17 protein-coding genes are annotated in these 17,474 nt (G+C 45.7%); all 17 read left to right on the top strand.

Annotation, left to right across the window (positions count from 1 at the left end):
• Positions 1-1,197 (top strand): sporulation protein YqfD, encoded by a 1,197-nt coding sequence (yqfD, locus tag MKZ04_RS08990; protein ID WP_145624083.1) that lies wholly within the window; start codon positions 1-3, stop codon positions 1,195-1,197.
• Positions 1,194-2,153: a PhoH family protein gene (locus tag MKZ04_RS08985; protein WP_017474322.1), complete on the top strand. Its 960-nt coding sequence runs from the start codon at positions 1,194-1,196 to the stop codon at positions 2,151-2,153. Before yqfD ends, MKZ04_RS08985 begins: the two co-directional genes overlap by 4 nt.
• A gap of 164 nt (positions 2,154-2,317) precedes the next feature.
• Entirely contained in the window at positions 2,318-4,372 is a 2,055-nt protein-coding gene (locus tag MKZ04_RS08980) for an HD family phosphohydrolase (protein ID WP_228119640.1), read from the top strand.
• A complete protein-coding gene (ybeY, locus tag MKZ04_RS08975) occupies positions 4,369-4,845 on the top strand; it encodes an rRNA maturation RNase YbeY (RefSeq protein ID WP_020452244.1) in 477 nt (158 codons plus the stop codon). Before MKZ04_RS08980 ends, ybeY begins: the two co-directional genes overlap by 4 nt.
• Positions 4,823-5,203: a diacylglycerol kinase family protein gene (locus MKZ04_RS08970; protein ID WP_020452243.1), complete on the top strand. Its 381-nt coding sequence runs from the start codon at positions 4,823-4,825 to the stop codon at positions 5,201-5,203. Before ybeY ends, MKZ04_RS08970 begins: the two co-directional genes overlap by 23 nt.
• 132 nt (positions 5,204-5,335) lie before the next feature.
• Positions 5,336-5,746 (top strand): cytidine deaminase, encoded by a 411-nt coding sequence (locus MKZ04_RS08965; RefSeq protein WP_020452242.1) that lies wholly within the window; start codon positions 5,336-5,338, stop codon positions 5,744-5,746.
• Positions 5,727-6,632, top strand: a complete 906-nt coding sequence (era, locus tag MKZ04_RS08960) for a GTPase Era (RefSeq protein WP_023855242.1) — start codon at positions 5,727-5,729, stop codon at positions 6,630-6,632. Before MKZ04_RS08965 ends, era begins: the two co-directional genes overlap by 20 nt.
• A gap of 161 nt (positions 6,633-6,793) precedes the next feature.
• A complete protein-coding gene (locus tag MKZ04_RS08955) occupies positions 6,794-6,937 on the top strand; it encodes a YqzL family protein (RefSeq protein WP_003183626.1) in 144 nt (47 codons plus the stop codon).
• Positions 6,938-6,974: 37 nt separating this feature from the next.
• Entirely contained in the window at positions 6,975-7,745 is a 771-nt protein-coding gene (gene recO, locus MKZ04_RS08950) for a DNA repair protein RecO (protein ID WP_020452240.1), read from the top strand.
• 331 nt (positions 7,746-8,076) lie between these two features.
• Positions 8,077-8,964: a glycine--tRNA ligase subunit alpha gene (glyQ, locus tag MKZ04_RS08945; protein WP_020452239.1), complete on the top strand. Its 888-nt coding sequence runs from the start codon at positions 8,077-8,079 to the stop codon at positions 8,962-8,964.
• The gene (glyS, locus tag MKZ04_RS08940) at positions 8,957-10,996 is read left to right on the top strand and encodes a glycine--tRNA ligase subunit beta (RefSeq protein WP_214485432.1); all 2,040 of its coding nucleotides are present in this window, start codon (positions 8,957-8,959) and stop codon (positions 10,994-10,996) included. The genes glyQ and glyS overlap by 8 nt, the downstream gene beginning before the upstream one ends.
• A gap of 197 nt (positions 10,997-11,193) precedes the next feature.
• On the top strand, positions 11,194-11,832 hold the full coding sequence (locus tag MKZ04_RS08935; RefSeq protein WP_025804968.1) for a helix-turn-helix transcriptional regulator: 639 nt from the start codon (positions 11,194-11,196) through the stop codon (positions 11,830-11,832).
• Between the two features lie 25 nt (positions 11,833-11,857).
• Entirely contained in the window at positions 11,858-12,670 is an 813-nt protein-coding gene (locus MKZ04_RS08930; RefSeq protein WP_023855239.1) for a pyruvate, water dikinase regulatory protein, read from the top strand.
• A 264-nt stretch (positions 12,671-12,934) separates the two neighbouring features.
• Complete coding sequence (locus MKZ04_RS08925; protein WP_145654284.1) at positions 12,935-13,426, top strand: YaiI/YqxD family protein; 492 nt, start codon at positions 12,935-12,937, stop codon at positions 13,424-13,426.
• Positions 13,427-13,458: 32 nt separating this feature from the next.
• The gene (dnaG, locus tag MKZ04_RS08920) at positions 13,459-15,282 is read left to right on the top strand and encodes a DNA primase (RefSeq protein ID WP_023855237.1); all 1,824 of its coding nucleotides are present in this window, start codon (positions 13,459-13,461) and stop codon (positions 15,280-15,282) included.
• 206 nt (positions 15,283-15,488) lie between these two features.
• Positions 15,489-16,610 carry an RNA polymerase sigma factor RpoD gene (gene rpoD / locus MKZ04_RS08915; RefSeq protein ID WP_020452234.1) on the top strand — a complete coding sequence of 374 codons (1,122 nt, stop codon included), beginning with the start codon at positions 15,489-15,491 and terminating at the stop codon, positions 16,608-16,610.
• A gap of 355 nt (positions 16,611-16,965) precedes the next feature.
• Positions 16,966-17,325: a cytochrome c550 gene (gene cccA, locus MKZ04_RS08910; protein ID WP_020452233.1), complete on the top strand. Its 360-nt coding sequence runs from the start codon at positions 16,966-16,968 to the stop codon at positions 17,323-17,325.
• Positions 17,326-17,474: the final 149 nt, after the last annotated feature.

The following is a 17,474-nucleotide window of genomic DNA, read 5'->3' as shown; positions in this document are numbered from 1 at the left end:
GTGAAGAATAAATGGCTTTCTTTTTTTTCAGGAAAGATCCAGCTTGAGATAACGGGAAAGGGGATCGAGCGATTATTAAATGAATGCACCAGGCGCAGCATCCCGATGTTTAATGTTAAGAAAAAGAAAGACGCTGTCTTTCTTTATATTCCGCTTTCTGATGTACATGCCTTCCGGAGGGTCATAAGGGATTTTGACTGCAAGTGCCGCTTCGTCAGACGAAAAGGTTTCCCTTTCCTTGTGCAGAAGTCTAAACGGAATAGCGGCTTCACTATTGGAATTGCTGCTTTTTTTATCATCATGTTTTTATTGTCCAACATGCTTTGGAAAATTGACATAACAGGAGCCAATCCGGAGACAGAACATCAAATCAGACAGCACTTGAATCAAATCGGCGTCAAAAAAGGGCGCCTTCAGTTTACGATGCTGACCCCGGAAAAAATTCAGCAGGCGCTTACAAAGCGCGTCGAAAACATCACCTGGGTGGGCATTGAATTAAACGGCACTGCCCTTCACATGAAAGTGGTTGAAAAAAATGAACCTGACAAAGAAAAATATATTGGTCCGAGGCACATCGTCGCCAAAAAAGGGGCGACCATCTCGAAAATGTTCGTGGAAAAAGGCGAGCCGCTCGTCACCGTGAATCAGCACGTTGAAAAAGGGCAAATGCTTGTTTCCGGACTGATCGGGAGCGAAGAGGAAAAGCAAAAAGTCGGAGCCAAAGGGAAAATCTACGGTGAAACCTGGTACAAGTCAAAGGTAACGGTTCCTCTTGAGACATCATTTGACGTTTTTACGGGTAAAGTAAGGACAAGTCACAAGCTATCCTTCGGTTCTTTTTCTGTGCCTGTCTGGGGCTTTTCTTTTAAAAAAGAAGAGTTCTCGCGTCCGAAGACAGAAACCGAAAAACACTCGCTGCATTTTATGAATTTTACGCTTCCTGTCGCGTATGAAAAGGAACATAAGAGAGAGAGCGAACAAATCAAAAGGGTGTACTCGAAAAAAGAAGCGGTCCTTGAAGGGATCGAAATGGGAAAAAGAGACATCAGGAAAAAAATCGGGAGCGACGGGAACATTATTAGTGAAAAAGTTTTGCACGAAACGAGTGAGAATGGTAAAGTTAAATTGATCATCCTTTACCAGGTTATTGAAGACATTGTTCAAACAACACCAATTGTTCAGGAGACTAAAGAATGACAGAACACTTACTTGCGATTCATCAGCAACTGGAAAGTCCGAACGAGGCTCAAGCGCTGTTTGGGAACCAGGATTCCCATTTGAAGTTAATGGAGGAAGAGCTGAACATTTCGATTGTCACGCGCGGTGAAACCGTCTATGTGACCGGAGACGAAGAAACGTTTGAAATCGTGGACAGCCTGCTTGCATCCCTCTTGAATCTCATCCGCAAAGGAATCGAGATATCAGAACGTGATGTCTTGTATGCGATCAAGATGGCGAAAAAGCAGAAGCTTGAGTTTTTTGAAAGCATGTATGAAGAGGAAATTACGAAAAACGCCAAAGGAAAACCGATCAGAGTCAAAACTATCGGTCAAAGAGAATATATCGCCGCCATGAAAAGGCACGACTTAATCTTCGGCATCGGCCCTGCAGGAACGGGGAAAACCTATTTGGCTGTCGTAAAGGCCGTTCATGAACTGAAAAACGGACGCATCAAAAAAATCATTTTGACAAGACCAGCTGTTGAAGCAGGGGAAAGCCTCGGGTTTTTGCCGGGGGATTTAAAGGAGAAAGTCGACCCTTATTTAAGACCGCTATATGACGCGCTCCATGACGTGCTCGGAACGGACCATACGGCACGGCTGCTTGAAAGAGGAACGATCGAAATCGCGCCGCTTGCTTACATGAGGGGGCGGACGCTCGACGACGCATTTGTGATTTTGGATGAAGCGCAGAATACGACACCGGCACAAATGAAAATGTTTTTGACGAGATTGGGTTTTGGTTCTAAAATGGTCATTACAGGCGACATTACGCAAATCGATTTGCCGAAGGGCGTCACATCGGGGCTTGCTGTTGCAAAAAAGATGCTCCTTGATATCGAAGGCATTTCAATTGTTGAACTGGATCAGACGGACGTGGTCAGACACCCGCTTGTCGCCCGTATTATTGAAGCATACGAAAAGTCAAAATAATTCCGAATGGCCCGATCGCCCGTTATCGGGTCATTTTTTAGTTTCCCGCGGGAAAAGAGGTGCTTTTGTTGAAAAAGAAAAAAAGAGACGGAAAGTTTCGGCCCATCCGCTTGGAAAACGGCCGCTTCCTCCCCGTCATTCTTTATGCGGCTTTATCCGCGCTAATGTTCATCCTGCTGTTTTTCCATGTGAGGCCCGAGTCCCTCGACCTCGATTTATTTTCGATCAGCGAGAATACGATCTATGCGCCGGCAACAGTCGAAGATCAAAAGGCAACGGCTAATAAAAAGCAGGAAGCGAGAGAGGAAGTTCCCGACCAGTACACCTTGAAAAAAGAGTACTCTGACAACAGGGTCGACCTTGTCTCATCAATTTTCGACATCATTAAAGAAGTGAAAAAAGAAAGCGCAGAACAAGAGAAAAAAGACAAGCAGGCCCCATCTGAAAAAGACCAGATCAAATCTGTCGAAGAAAAGCTGACTTCAGATGTGACGGACTCGCTGTCGCAGGATTCAATCAAACACCTGCTGAAGGCCAGCGACGGAGAGCTTTCCATGACACAGGATTCGGTCATCACCGCCGTCAATGACGTGATGAGCAAAGAAATCCGCGCCGGCAAGCTTGATGAAGCGAAAGAGCATGTAACGAAAGAGCTGAAGGGTAATTCAATACCTTCAAAATTAAAAAACGCCGCCGATGAAATCGGACGCTTTGCAATCATTCCCAACTATGTATACGATCCTGACAAGACGGAGCAGAAGCGTCAGGAAGCGGCTGACAGCGTGCAGCAGGTGCAGATCAAGCAGGGGCAGATACTTGTTGAGGAAAATCAGCTGATCGACAGGGAAGTCTATCGAAAGCTTGAACTGACAGGACTCTTAAGCGGAGCCAACATCTTCAAGCCTGTCGGCGGACTGCTGCTTTTAATCGCGCTTTTCATCTCAGCTTTGGTTTACTATTTCGAAAGGCAGTACAGCAGCCGGATTCCGAAAAATAAGTCGCTCATGCTGTTTTCATTGATTACAGCGATCGTTTTAATCGTCATGGAAGTGATCAGCCTGTTTCAGCAGCTTGAAATCGGCCATATCGGCTATCTCGTACCGATTGCGATGGGCGTGATGCTCATTAAACTGCTGATCAATGAAAGGCTGGCGATCCTGTCAAGCATGATCCTTTCCATTTGCGGAAGCATGATGTTTAATCAGGGTGTGACAGGCACGTTTAACTATGGAATCGGAACGTATTTCTTGATCAGCTCGATGGCGGGTATACTGTTTTTAGGGAAGCATAATGCGAGGGCGAAAATCCTCCAGGCCGGCTTGTTTGTCTCCCTGATCAACATCGTCGTCCTGTTTACCCTGCAGCTGATTCAAAACACGGCGCAAACCGGACTTGAGATGGGGACATACCTTGTCATGGGAGCGGTGTCCGGCATCGGATCGTCAGTCCTTGTTCTCGGGCTCATGCCGTTTTTTGAAAGCGGCTTTGGGATTCTGTCCACGATGAAGCTTCTCGAGCTTTCAAACCCGAATCATCCGCTGCTCCGCAAAATTCTGACGGAAACACCCGGCACATACCATCACAGCGTTATGGTCGCGAACTTATCGGAGGCGGCATGTGAAGCTGTCGGAGCAAACGGGCTTTTGGCAAGAGTCGGAGCCTATTACCATGATATCGGCAAGACAAAGCGGCCCCAATACTTTATAGAAAACCAAATGAATATTGATAATCCGCATGACAAGCTTTCTCCGCAGCTGAGCAAAAACATCATCATTGCCCATGCGACAGACGGCGCCGATATGCTGAGGGATCATAAAATGCCGAAGGAGCTTGTCGACATCGCCGAACAGCATCACGGCACATCGCTGCTCAAGTTTTTTTACTATAAGGCGAAAGAAAAAGGCGATCAGACGACTGAAGAAGAGTTCCGCTATCCCGGCCCTAAGCCCCAGACAAAAGAGGCGGCGATCATCTCGGTGGCCGACAGTGTCGAAGCAGCCGTCCGCTCAATGCATAACCCGAATCCCGAAAGGATTGAAAAGCTGGTGCGCGGGATCATATCAGATAAGCTGCAGGACGGGCAGTTTGACGAATGCGATTTGACTTTAAAAGAGCTCAATATTATCGCGAAGACGCTCTGCGAAACGCTGAAAGGCATTTTTCATTCCCGGATCGAATATCCGGAAGCTAATCCTAAACAGAAGGTGAAACACACATGAGTTTAATTCTAGATATCACAGACGAGACCGGACGGGTCCCTGAAGACCAGCTTGCTGAAATTGAGAAAATTCTTCAATTCGCAGCGGCAGAGGAAGGCGTCGCAGACGGCGCCGAAGTTTCGGTTACGATCGTCAACAATGAAGAGATCCAAAAAATCAACAAAGAGTACAGAGGCAAAGATTATCCGACTGATGTCATTTCATTTGCCCTTGAAGAAGACGGCGAAGGAGAGATTGAAATTATCGGCGCTGACATGCCGCCTGTTCTCGGAGATATCATCATCAGCGCTGATAAAGCACGGGAACAGGCCGAAGAATACGGGCATTCACTGATGAGGGAGCTGGGTTTTCTGACGGTTCACGGTTTCTTGCACCTCCTCGGCTATGACCATATGACAGAAGAAGAGGAAAAAGAGATGTTCACTAAGCAAAAGGACATTTTGAATCGATATGGGCTCTCAAGATCCTCATAAACAAAATGAATGGCGCCGTCTGAAATGGAGTTTTTCAAACGCCTTAACAGGAATAGTCAAGACGTTCATGTCGGAGCGCAATTTTAGAATTCATTCCGGGGCCGCCATCCTTGTGATCGTCTGCGGCTTTTTCTTCAGGCTGACTCTGATCGAATGGTCCATCATCTTGATCCTGATCGGCGGAATGCTTGCCTTGGAGCTGATGAATACGGCTGTGGAGCATACGATCGATCTTTTCACAAAAGAGAACCACCCGCTTGCAAAGGCGGCAAAGGACGCGGCGGCCGGGGCGGTTTGCGTGTTTGCGGCCGTTTCGTGTATGATTGGGTTACTCATCTTTTTGTCAAAATTGTTTTGATGCCGTGCCTTTCATTGTGCGCAATTCTTACAAAAATTTTACATTTGTGATTTGGGCGTGAAAAAGAAGCCATTTTTATGTAAAATAAAAGTGTTAGCGGTACCATAACCGCTATAGGAAGGAATACACACATTGACTAAACAAGAATTGATTGCAGAAGCTTTAAAAGCAAGGGAATTTGCATATGTTCCGTATTCGAAATTCAAAGTCGGCGCTGCCCTTTTGACTGAGGACGGCAAGGTGTACAAAGGCTGCAACATTGAAAATGCTGCATACAGCCTGTGCAACTGCGCCGAGCGGACAGCGTTGTTCAAGGCTTACTCGGAAGGGGAAAAATCGTTTAAGATGCTTGCCGTCGCAGCGGATACGCCGGGTCCGGTGTCGCCGTGCGGAGCGTGCAGACAGGTGATTTCTGAACTTTGTTCACCAAACATGCCTGTCATCTTAACCAATCTGAATGGCCAAATCAAAGAAATGACGGTTCAAGAATTACTGCCAGGAGCATTTTCATCGGAGGACTTACATGACACAGGAAAGCTTTAAATCAGGATTTGTCTCCATTATCGGACGACCAAACGTAGGAAAATCTACATTTTTGAATCGCGTGATCGGCCAAAAAATCGCCATCATGAGCGACAAACCGCAAACAACAAGAAACAAAGTGCAAGGTGTGCTGACAACCGATACATCCCAGACGATTTTTATCGATACGCCGGGCATTCATAAACCGAAGCATAAATTGGGCGATTTTATGATGAAGGTGGCGCAGAACACTTTAAAGGAAGTCGACTTGATCTTGTTTATGATCAATGCGGAGGAAGGCTACGGAAAAGGCGACGAATTTATCATCGAGCGCTTAAAAGGAGTCAAGACGCCGGTATTTTTGATCGTCAACAAAATCGACCGGATTCATCCGGATGAGCTTCTTGTGCTGATCGATGAGTACAGAACCAGGTATCCGTTTCAGGAAATCGTTCCGATCTCCGCCCTTGAGGGAAATAATATCGATACGCTTTTAAAGCAAATTGAAGATTATTTGCCGGAAGGTCCGCAGTTTTACCCGAGTGACCAGGTGACCGATCATCCGGAGCGATTTATCATTTCTGAGCTGATTCGGGAAAAAGTGCTGCATCTGACAAGGGAAGAGATCCCTCACAGCATTGCGGTCTCGATCGAGTCCATTCAAGAACGGGAAAACGGTTCTGTGTATGTGAGCGCGACCATCGTCGTCGAACGCGATTCACAAAAAGGGATCGTCATCGGAAAAAGAGGCAGCCTGCTTAAAGAAATCGGCAAGCGGGCAAGAACTGATATCGAGGCGCTGCTCGGATCATCGGTGTTTTTAGAGCTGTGGGTTAAAGTGCAGAAAGACTGGCGCAACAAGATGTCTCAGCTTCGTGATTTTGGATTTAGAGAAGACGAGTATTAACGGACAGAGCTTGACCGCGGTTTAGTCGTGACAAAATCTCTCGAAATCAAAGATATATTAGAAAAAATTGTTTAACATGAAATGGAGGATACAAGGTCAAGATAATCTTAAGAATTTGGATGTTTAAAAAGCTAGTTATAAACAGAAAGGTGGGGCTTTTTATGTTGAATTTTACTTGGAATGTATTTTCACAAACAGGAAGCGTAGACACGTACCTCCTTTTTAAAGAATTGGAAAAGGAGAACCTGGAAAGACCCGAAGTACTTGAAGAAGAGCTAGCGCAAATTGACTTTCCAATTTTGTGATCATGCTTGACCCCTCCAATTTTTGGATGGTGCACATATGCTGACGAAATGTGAAGGTATCGTCCTTCGTACAAACGACTATGGTGAAACAAATAAAATCATTACGCTGTTGACGAGAGAACACGGGAAAATCGGTGTGCTGGCAAGGGGCGCCAAAAAGCCGAACAGCCGCTTGTCAGCGATTTCCCAGCCGTTCCTTTATGCTTCTTTTTTATTCCGCAAATCATCCGGTCTCGGCACATTGGAGCAGGGCGAGATGATCGAAAGCATGAGGCATATACGCGAGGATCTGTTTTTAACAGCATACGCGGCCTACATCACTGAATTAATCGACAAGGGAACGGAGGAAAAGAAACCGAATCCGTTTTTATTTGAGCTGCTTCTTCAGTCGATGAGGAGGCTCGATGACGGTACAGATCCCGACATTATCGCCAACCTTATCGAAGTTAAAATGCTCAGTGTGATGGGGCTGTATCCGGAGCTGGATGAATGTGTACATTGCAAAAGCAAAGACGGCACATTTCATTTTTCGATCCGCGACAACGGCTTTATCTGCCACCGCTGTTTTGCGAAAGATCCATACAGGATACCGCTGTCTCCCGCATCCGCCAGGCTGTTGAGGCTGTTTTTTTATTTTGACTTGTCAAGGCTCGGCAATGTCTCGGTCAAACAGGAGACGAAGGATGAGCTGAAAAGGGTCATACAGACGTACTATGACGAGTACTCAGGGATCTACCTGAAATCGCGGCGCTTCATGGAACAAATGGACAATATGAAAAAGATGCTGGGCGATGAAAACAAAAGTTGACAACCTCTTCATCTTTTTATAAGATCATGTCATGAAGATTGGATTCAATAATGACGTTGCGTTGACGGAAAGAAGTAATTGCGCACGGCCTCATTGAAGCGACTCCGGGGCGGTGAAAGCCGGGGATGAGAGCGTAATGAAAGGCATTCCCTGAGCAACTTTTAAAAAAGAGGCTGAGACATTTCCTCTCAGCAATTAGGGTGGAACCGCGGGAGAACTCTCGTCCCTATGTTTGTGGGCAAACAAGCATAGGGACGGGAGTTTTTTTCTGCCCAAACCAGCCCTATGCCAAAAATTAAACTTGAAAACACGTTTTATGGAGGTGCTTCATTTGAATATTCAAGAAATGATTTTGACCCTGCAAAAGCACTGGTCCAATGAAGGATGCGTACTTTTGCAGTCGTATGATGTAGAGAAGGGTGCAGGAACGATGAGTCCATATACATTTTTGCGGAGCCTTGGACCTGAACCTTGGAAAGTCGCTTATGTGGAGCCGTCAAGACGCCCTGCGGACGGAAGATACGGGGACAACCCGAACAGGCTTTATCAGCACCATCAATTCCAGGTGATCATTAAGCCGTCTCCCGACAATATTCAAGAGCTTTATTTAGATTCATTAAAAGCTCTTGGAATCGACCCTCTGGAGCATGATATCCGTTTTGTCGAGGATAACTGGGAAAATCCGTCGCTCGGCTGCGCCGGGCTTGGCTGGGAAGTGTGGCTTGACGGCATGGAAATCACCCAGTTTACCTATTTTCAGCAGGTCGGCGGGCTTGAGTGCAAACCGGTTTCTGTGGAAATCACATACGGTATTGAACGCCTTGCTTCTTATATTCAAGACAAAGAAAACGTCTTTGACCTCGAATGGACGAAAGGCTATACGATAAAAGACCTGTTCAAGATGGCTGAATACGAGCATTCCGTCTATACGTTCGAGACATCTGACGTCGACATGCTGTTCGAATTGTTTGCCACGTACGAAAAAGAAGCGAACCGTCAGATGGATCAGGGACTTGTCCATCCTGCTTATGATTATGTACTGAAATGCTCGCATACGTTCAACTTGCTTGACGCAAAAGGAGCGATTTCCGTCACGGAGCGCACAGGATATATTGCAAGGGTGAGAAATCTGGCCAGAAAAGTGGCGAAAACGTATTATGATGAACGCGAAAAGTTGGGTTTCCCAATGCTGAAGGAGGAAGAGGCTTCACATGAGTAATCAAGATTTGCTTTTAGAAATCGGATTAGAAGAAATGCCGGCGCGCTTCATGCATGACAGCATGACTCAGCTTGGTGAAAAACTGGAAAGCTGGCTCAAGGAAAAAAATATTGCCTTCGGTTCCGTCAAGCTGTATAACTCCCCTAGAAGACTGGCCGTTCTTGTCGAGAACGTGGCGGAGAAGCAGGACGATGTGACAGAAGAAGCGAAAGGACCGGCAAAGAAAATCGCCCTTGACGAAAACGGCGAATGGACAAAGGCGGCCATCGGCTTTTCACGGGGGCAAGGAGCAAGTCCGGAAGATTTGTATTTTAAAGACATCAAAGGAACGGAATATGTTTTTGTGCAAAAATTCCAAAAAGGTCAGGATACGTTTTCATTACTTCCTGAGCTCGGCGACTTGGTGACAAGCCTCCACTTTCCAAAAAACATGCGCTGGGGCAGCGAAGATTTGAAATACATCAGGCCGATTAAATGGATCGTCGCGCTGTTCGGCAGTGAAGTCGTTCCGTTTTCAGTCGCTCATGTCGAAACCGGCCGCACAACACAGGGACACCGCTTCCTCGGAAAAGCAGCCAGCTTGAGCGCACCTTCTGAATACGAAGCGGCACTGGAAAGCCAGTTTGTGATTGCCGATCCGGACAAACGGAAGCAGCTGATCGTTAAGCAGCTTGACGAACTGGCGGCTGAAAAGTCCTGGGACATTCCGAGAGACGAGGATCTGCTGGATGAGGTTACCCATCTGGTTGAATATCCAACGGTTCTGTTCGGTTCTTACGAAAAGGAATTTCTCGCAATTCCTGAAGAGGTGCTCGTGACAACGATGAAAGAGCATCAGCGCTATTTCCCTGTCAAAGATAAAAACGGCGATTTGCTTCCTTACTTTGTGACCGTCCGCAACGGAGACAGCCGCGCCCTTGAAAACGTGGCGAGAGGGAACGAAAAAGTACTGAGAGCAAGGCTTTCAGACGCCGCCTTCTTCTATAAAGAAGATCAAAAATTAAATATTGACGAGAATGTGAAAAAACTCGAAAAGATCGTTTTCCACGAAGAACTGGGATCACTTGGAGACAAAGTAAGACGCACTGAGGCGGTTGCTGAACGGATCGCTGAAATCATCGGTGCGGATCAAGAGACGGTGCAGCTGATCAAGCGCGCTTCGCACATTTCAAAATTCGACCTTGTGACACACATGGTTTACGAATTTCCTGAGCTGCAGGGCATCATGGGAGAAAAATATGCGCGGATGCTCGGGGAGAAAGAAGAAGTGGCGCTCGCTGTCAATGAGCACTATATGCCGAGACAAGCCGGAGGGGAAACACCTTCATCAATCGTCGGCGCCGTCGTCGCATTAGCGGATAAGCTCGATACGGTCGCTTCATTCTTTAAAATCGGCGTTATTCCGACAGGATCTCAGGATCCGTATGGACTAAGAAGACAGGCGAGCGGCATCGTCCAAATCCTGCTTGACCGGAACTGGGGCATTTCATTCAAAGAACTGGCTGCGTTTGCCGGACAGGAAGCAAACAGCGAACTGCTCGAATTCTTTAAACAGCGCCTCAAATACGTATTAACAGCGGAAAACATCCGCTACGATGTGGTGGATGCCGTGCTCGAAAGCTCGAACCTTGAGCCGTATTCGGCTGTCAAAAAAGCCGCTGTTCTTGAATCGGCTGCAGCAAAACCGGAATTTAAAGAAACGGCTGAAGCGCTGGCAAGGGTTATTTCGATCAGCAAAAAGAGCGAAACGAACGCCATTGACGCGTCACTGTTTGAAAACCCTCAAGAAGAGGAGCTTTTCAAAGCTTATGAGGCGTGCAGACAGCAATTAGAGACCCTTTACCAAGCAAAAGATTATGAGGGAGCCTTCAGTGAGCTGTCCAAGCTAAAAGAGCCGATCGAAGCTTATTTTGATCACACGATGGTCCATGCCGAAGATGAAAGATTAAAAGCGAACCGCCTGGCGCAAATGGCAAGCCTGGCGGAGCTGATCCGATCTTTTGCAAACATCAATGCCATCATTGTAAAATAAACACCGCAGAAGACGGTTGCTGACAAGCTGGCAATCGTCTTTTTGCTCAAATTGATTTTTCACATCCTTGTCAAATTGTGCCTGTCTTTTTCATAGAATTCAATTGTAATTGCTGTTATTTTAGTCTTCATATGCGTTATAATATGTTATCGACTTTTATACATAACGAACGAATTGTGAGCTTCGGCTTAAAGGTGGTGAGTACGATCGAACTAAATAAACGTCAGGAGCATATTTTGCAGATTGTCAAAGAGAACGGACCGATTACCGGAGAACATATCGCGGAAAAGCTGAATCTGACAAGGGCTACGCTTCGTCCGGACTTGGCGATATTGACGATGTCAGGATTTTTGGAAGCAAGGCCGCGGGTCGGTTATTTCTACACGGGAAAGACGGGCACGCAGCTCTTGGCTGATAAGCTGAAAAAGCTGCAGGTGAAAGACTTCCAGTCCATTCCGGTGGTCATTCATGAAAATGTCTCCGTTTATGATGCGATTTGCACGATGTTTTTAGAGGACGTAGGAACGCTTTTTGTCGTTGATGATAATGCCATCTTAGTCGGTGTACTTTCACGAAAAGACTTGCTCAGAGCCAGCATCGGCAAACAGGAGCTCCCTTCAATACCCGTCCATATCATTATGACGAGAATGCCGAACATTACGCTTTGCAGGCGCGACGATTTCATTTTGGACATTGCCAAGATGCTTATCGAAAAACAAATTGACGCACTGCCTGTTGTAAAAGATACAGAAAAAGGCTATGAAGTTGTGGGAAGAATTACGAAAACGAACATGACAAAAATTTTAGTCGGCTTATCTGAAAATGAAATCATGTAGAGTGAACTTCAAATGGAGGGATATCATGAGTAATCGGACGATTTATGTTGTATCAGACTCTGTCGGCGAGACCGCTGAGCTCGTAGTCAAGGCGGCTATCAGCCAGTTTAACGGTTCATCCGAGCAGACAAACATCAGGCGGATTCCTTATGTCGAAGACCGCGGAACAATAAAAGAAGTGATCTCGCTGGCAGAAGCGGACGGAGGCATCATCTGTTTTACGCTTGTTGTCCCGGAGATTCGTGATTTTTTAATCGCCGAAGCGGAAAAGGCGAATGTCGTGTATTACGATATCATCGGCCCGCTGATCGAGAAAATGGAGACGGTCTACGGCTTCAGCGCGAAATACGAGCCGGGCAGAGTCCGGCAGCTGGACGAAGATTATTTTAAGAAGGTAGAGGCCATCGAATTTGCCGTAAAATATGACGACGGCAGAGACCCAAGGGGCATCTTAAAAGCGGATATCGTGCTGATCGGCGTGTCGAGAACGTCCAAAACTCCGTTATCCCAATACTTGGCGCACAAACGGTTAAAAGTGGCAAACGTACCGATCGTTCCTGAGGTGGATCCTCCCGAAGAACTCTTTACCGTTGATCCGGCTAAATGCATCGGGTTAAAAATCAGCCCGGATAAGCTGAACCATATTCGCAAGGAGCGCCTGAAATCGCTCGGCCTCAACGACAAAGCGATTTACGCTAATATCAACCGCATCAAAGAAGAGCTGGAGTTCTTTGAAAAGATCGTCGGCCGCATCGGCTGCAATGTCGTAGACGTATCAAATAAAGCCGTTGAGGAAACGGCCAACATTATTCACAACATGATGACAAAAAGGGTCTAAGAATAAAACTCAGGACACCCCATCCTGGGTTTTTGCTTTGATGGTTTTGGGAAAAGTGAAAATGTTAGCATCTTTAACCCATTTGTATTATAATAAAAAATTGTGATAAAATAATTAACTTTTAGGTTTAAGCTTAGTACAGAACGAATAAACTATTATGGGTATCGTGTCAAGAATTTCCCGAAAAAAACTTTCGACAAATTCTTATAGATCGATTATTTTTGAAACCTGTGTGATTTTGCCTGTATTTATAGCAGGAGATTGATGGAGGGATGGAGAATTAGTCTTCTTGAAAAAGAAAGGACGATTTTTGTCGATGCAGACGCATGCCCGGTGAAAGATGAAGTGCTCAAAACAGCGGCGGATTTCGACGTAAAGGTCATATTCGTGGCTTCATTCGAGCATTTTCAAGTCACAAGGAAAGAAGAAGAGAATTGGACATATGTCGATCCGCATAAAGAAGCAGCCGATCTGTACATTGCCAACCATGTTCGACCAGGTGATGTCGTCGTCACACAAGATATCGGGCTGGCATCACTTTTGCTTGGCAAAAAGGTCTATGTGATGTCGGAGAGAGGCTTTCTTTTCGAAGAGGACTCCATCGATCATGCTCTTTTCCGCCGTCACGTCGCACAAAAATTGAGAAGAAGCGGACGTTACACGAAAGGCCCGAAAAAACTGGTCAAGGAAGACCGAGAGCGATTTGTCAAAGAGCTGCAAAAAATCTTGTCGAAAATTGAAGGATTTACGTACTAAGCAGCGAATTATGTACGACGGAGTGTTGGAACATGGGCAATCGTATACCAGACGAAATTGTAGAACAGGTGCAAAAATCAGCTGATATCGTAGAAGTTATCGGAGAGTACGTCCAGTTGAGAAAACAGGGGCGTAATTATTTTGGGCTTTGTCCTTTTCATGGTGAGAATACGCCATCTTTTTCCGTTTCCGGAGAAAAACAGATTTTTCATTGTTTTGGCTGCGGAGCGGGAGGGAATGTTTTTTCATTTTTAAGACAAATGGAAGGTTATTCATTTACGGAGGCCGTCTCTCACCTGGCGGACAAATATCAAATAGATCTGCCGGAGCAGGTAGCGGCTGTATCAGCATACAGCACAGGCAGTTCGGATGAACAGAAAATGGCGGAAGCTCATGATCTGTTAAAGAAATTTTATCATCATTTGCTGGTCAATACAAAGGAAGGCCAGGAAGCGCTCGATTATTTGCTCGAAAGAGGCTTTGAGATGGAGCAGATCGAGCAGTTTGAAATCGGATGCGCCCTTGATTCATGGGATTTCATCACAAAGTTTTTGGAACGGAGAGGTTTTGATCTTGCGCTGATGGAAAGAGCTGGACTCATCATCAGACGCGAGAACGGTGACGGCTATTTTGACCGTTTCAGAAACAGGATTATGTTTCCGATTCATGATCATCACGGCGCAACGGTCGCTTTTTCCGGAAGGACGTTCACCGGGGAGCAGCCAAAATATATGAACAGCCCGGAAACGCCGCTTTTTCGAAAAAGCAAGCTTCTCTATCATTTCCATCAGGCCCGCCTTCACATTCGAAAAGAAGAGAGGGCCGTCCTTTTTGAAGGATTTGCCGACGTCATCTCAGCCGTCAGTTCCGGTGTGAAAGAATCGATCGCCACGATGGGCACATCGCTGACAGAAGAGCATGCGAAAATCATCAGGCGAAATGTCGGAGAGGTCATACTGTGCTATGACTCGGATCATGCCGGTTATGAAGCCACGCTGAAAGCGGCGGAGATTCTTCAGAAAAAAGGCTGCGACGTCAAGGTGGCCATGATACCTGACGGGCTGGATCCCGATGACTACATCAAAAAATTCGGAAGCGAGAAATTTAAGAATGATGTAATAGGGGCCAGCGTTACGATGATGACGTTTAAAATGAACTATTTCCGCAAGGGCAGAAACCTGTCTGATGAAGGAGACCGTTTAGCCTATATCAACGATGTACTGAAGGAAGTCAGCCTTCTCAGCGGACCTTTGGAACAGGAAATATACGTCAAACAGCTGGCAAATGAATTTTCAATCTCATTTGAATCCTTGAAGGATCAGCTTTCCGTATTTGAAAAGCAGGCTGTAAGCCGCAGCAGGGAAAGCAGCCGTCAGGACTCAAAAGAGCGGCAGGCGGCCGTTTCGCGCGCCCCGCGGAGAAAGACAGGTCTTCGGCCGGCTCATGAGAACGCGGAGCGGATGCTCCTGGCTCACATGATTCATGACCGGGACGTCATTCGAAAGGTTTTAGACCGGGTGGGCTTTGAATTCAACCTTGATCAGCACCGCGCGATTGCCGCTTATTTGTACGCCATGTATGAAGAAGGAGCGGACATTTCCATCCAGGAGCTCTTTAAGAGAGTTGAGGATCAGGAACTCGGTCAGCTTCTGACAGATATCTTAATGCTTCAGGTGAACGAAGAATTAAGTGAAGCGGAATTATCTGATTATGTAAAAAAAGTGTTGAATTATCGAAATTGGTCAATGATAAAAGAAAAAGAAGCTGCAAGGGCGGAAGCCGAGAGGCAAAAAGACTTCATCAAAGCGGCAACTTTGGCACAGGAAATTGTTAAGCTGAACCGTTCGCTGAAATAAACCGTTATATATAATAGGAAAAGCTTTTGGCAATGAATCCTAACGGAGGAGCAAAAGCTGCTTGTCCTAATCATATATTGTCAATTTATGATTTGCTTTCCCGTGAAGCCCTAGATGAGAGAGAAGGCTTTATTCGTGAAATAGGAACAAAAAAAGCGGGATGCTTTTAGAATTCGTCTGTAAGTTTTGGAAGGAGGGATCCATGAATGGCTGATAAACAAGCACACGAGACCGAAACTGAATTCACATTTGAACAGGTGAGGGATCAATTAACAGAAGCCGGAAAAAAGCGCGGAGTGCTCACATATGAAGAAATTGCAGAGCGCATGTCCAGCTTCGAGATCGAATCAGACCAAATGGATGAGTATTATGAATTTTTAGGAGAACAAGGCGTTGAATTAATTAGCGAGAACGAAGAGAATGAGGATCCTAATATTCAACAGCTGGCCAAGGCCGAAGAAGAATTTGACCTTAACGATTTAAGCGTGCCTCCGGGCGTTAAGATAAACGACCCTGTCCGCATGTATCTGAAAGAAATCGGACGGGTAAACCTTTTGTCTGCAAAAGAAGAAATCGAATACGCGAAAAAAATCGAAGAAGGCGACGAAGAGTCGAAGCGCCGTCTGGCTGAAGCCAACTTGAGACTTGTCGTCAGCATCGCAAAACGGTATGTCGGCCGCGGAATGCTTTTCCTTGACCTTATTCAGGAAGGAAACATGGGCCTGATGAAGGCGGTAGAAAAGTTTGACTACCGCAAAGGATACAAATTCAGCACATACGCGACATGGTGGATCAGACAGGCGATTACAAGAGCGATTGCCGACCAGGCGAGAACGATCAGGATTCCTGTTCATATGGTTGAAACCATCAACAAACTGATTCGTGTTCAAAGGCAGCTCCTTCAGGATCTCGGCCGCGAGCCAACGCCTGAAGAGATTGCGGAAGATATGGATCTGACGCCTGAAAAAGTCCGTGAAATTCTAAAGATCGCCCAGGAACCGGTTTCACTCGAGACTCCGATCGGTGAAGAGGACGATTCACATCTGGGAGACTTCATTGAGGATCAGGAAGCGACTTCTCCGTCAGATCATGCAGCATATGAATTGCTGAAAGAACAGCTTGAAGATGTACTGGATACATTGACAGACCGTGAAGAAAATGTGCTCCGCCTTCGCTTCGGCCTTGATGATGGTCGTACAAGAACATTAGAAGAAGTTGGTAAGGTATTTGGGGTAACAAGAGAACGAATTCGTCAAATAGAAGCTAAAGCACTTCGTAAATTAAGACATCCAAGCAGAAGCAAACGCTTGAAAGATTTTCTCGAATAAACTTGAACGGGTCAGGAGATCCGTTCTTTTTTTCACGACAGAATGAAAGCGCTATTATTGGTAACCCGATTATATTTTACTTAATTTCTTTCGAATTTGCAAATATCCAAAAGTGCATTTTGAGTCATTATAACCTTGAGATCGAAGGAAAAGCCCTTTATAATTATTGTTGTAACCGTATTCAAAAACTGGTCTTTAAATGGAAAATGAACAATTGCTTCATCATCCGTTATTTTGTCTAAAATGTGAACTTCATCAGCTTTTGTTTCATAATTGGTTTACTTTTTGTAAAATTAAAGTAGAATTAGAATTGTTTACATAAGGGGCAGGGGTAAATTAAAAAGGGGGATGTAAAATGAACCGCAATCCATTGATACCATTTTTATTAATCGCCATTATGGGCATAGGACTGGTTTTTATCTTATCCATAAAAGGCCTTTATGATGAAAAAGAAATTGCAGGCGAAGGGAATAAAACAGCTCAAGAAGACAAAGCGGATGCCTCGCCTGAAGAAATTTACAAAGCGAACTGTGTAACCTGCCACGGCGAGAATTATGAAGGTGTATCAGGGCCTAAACTGAAGGGCGTCGGGGACCGGATGGATACAGGTGCGATTAAAGAAAAGATTGAAAAAGGCGGTAACGGAATGCCGGGAGGACTGGTTCCGGCGGAAAAGCTTGATGATATGGCAAAATGGGTGTCAGAGATTAAATAGGTTAAAACCGTTTCATCACCAAAAGGATTCGCAATGAAAGCTTTGATAAGAGCTTTTGTGCGAATCCTTTTTCTGTTTTCGGTAAATGGGTGATCTTGCTTGACGAGGAGTCACCTCGAAAGGGTGATTTGAACTGTTTCAGCATCCGT

Origin of the sequence: Bacillus sp. FSL W7-1354 (assembly GCF_038002405.1) — a bacterium.
Lineage (GTDB): Bacteria > Bacillota > Bacilli > Bacillales > Bacillaceae > Bacillus > Bacillus paralicheniformis.
This window is presented reverse-complemented; position numbering and strand designations above follow the sequence as displayed.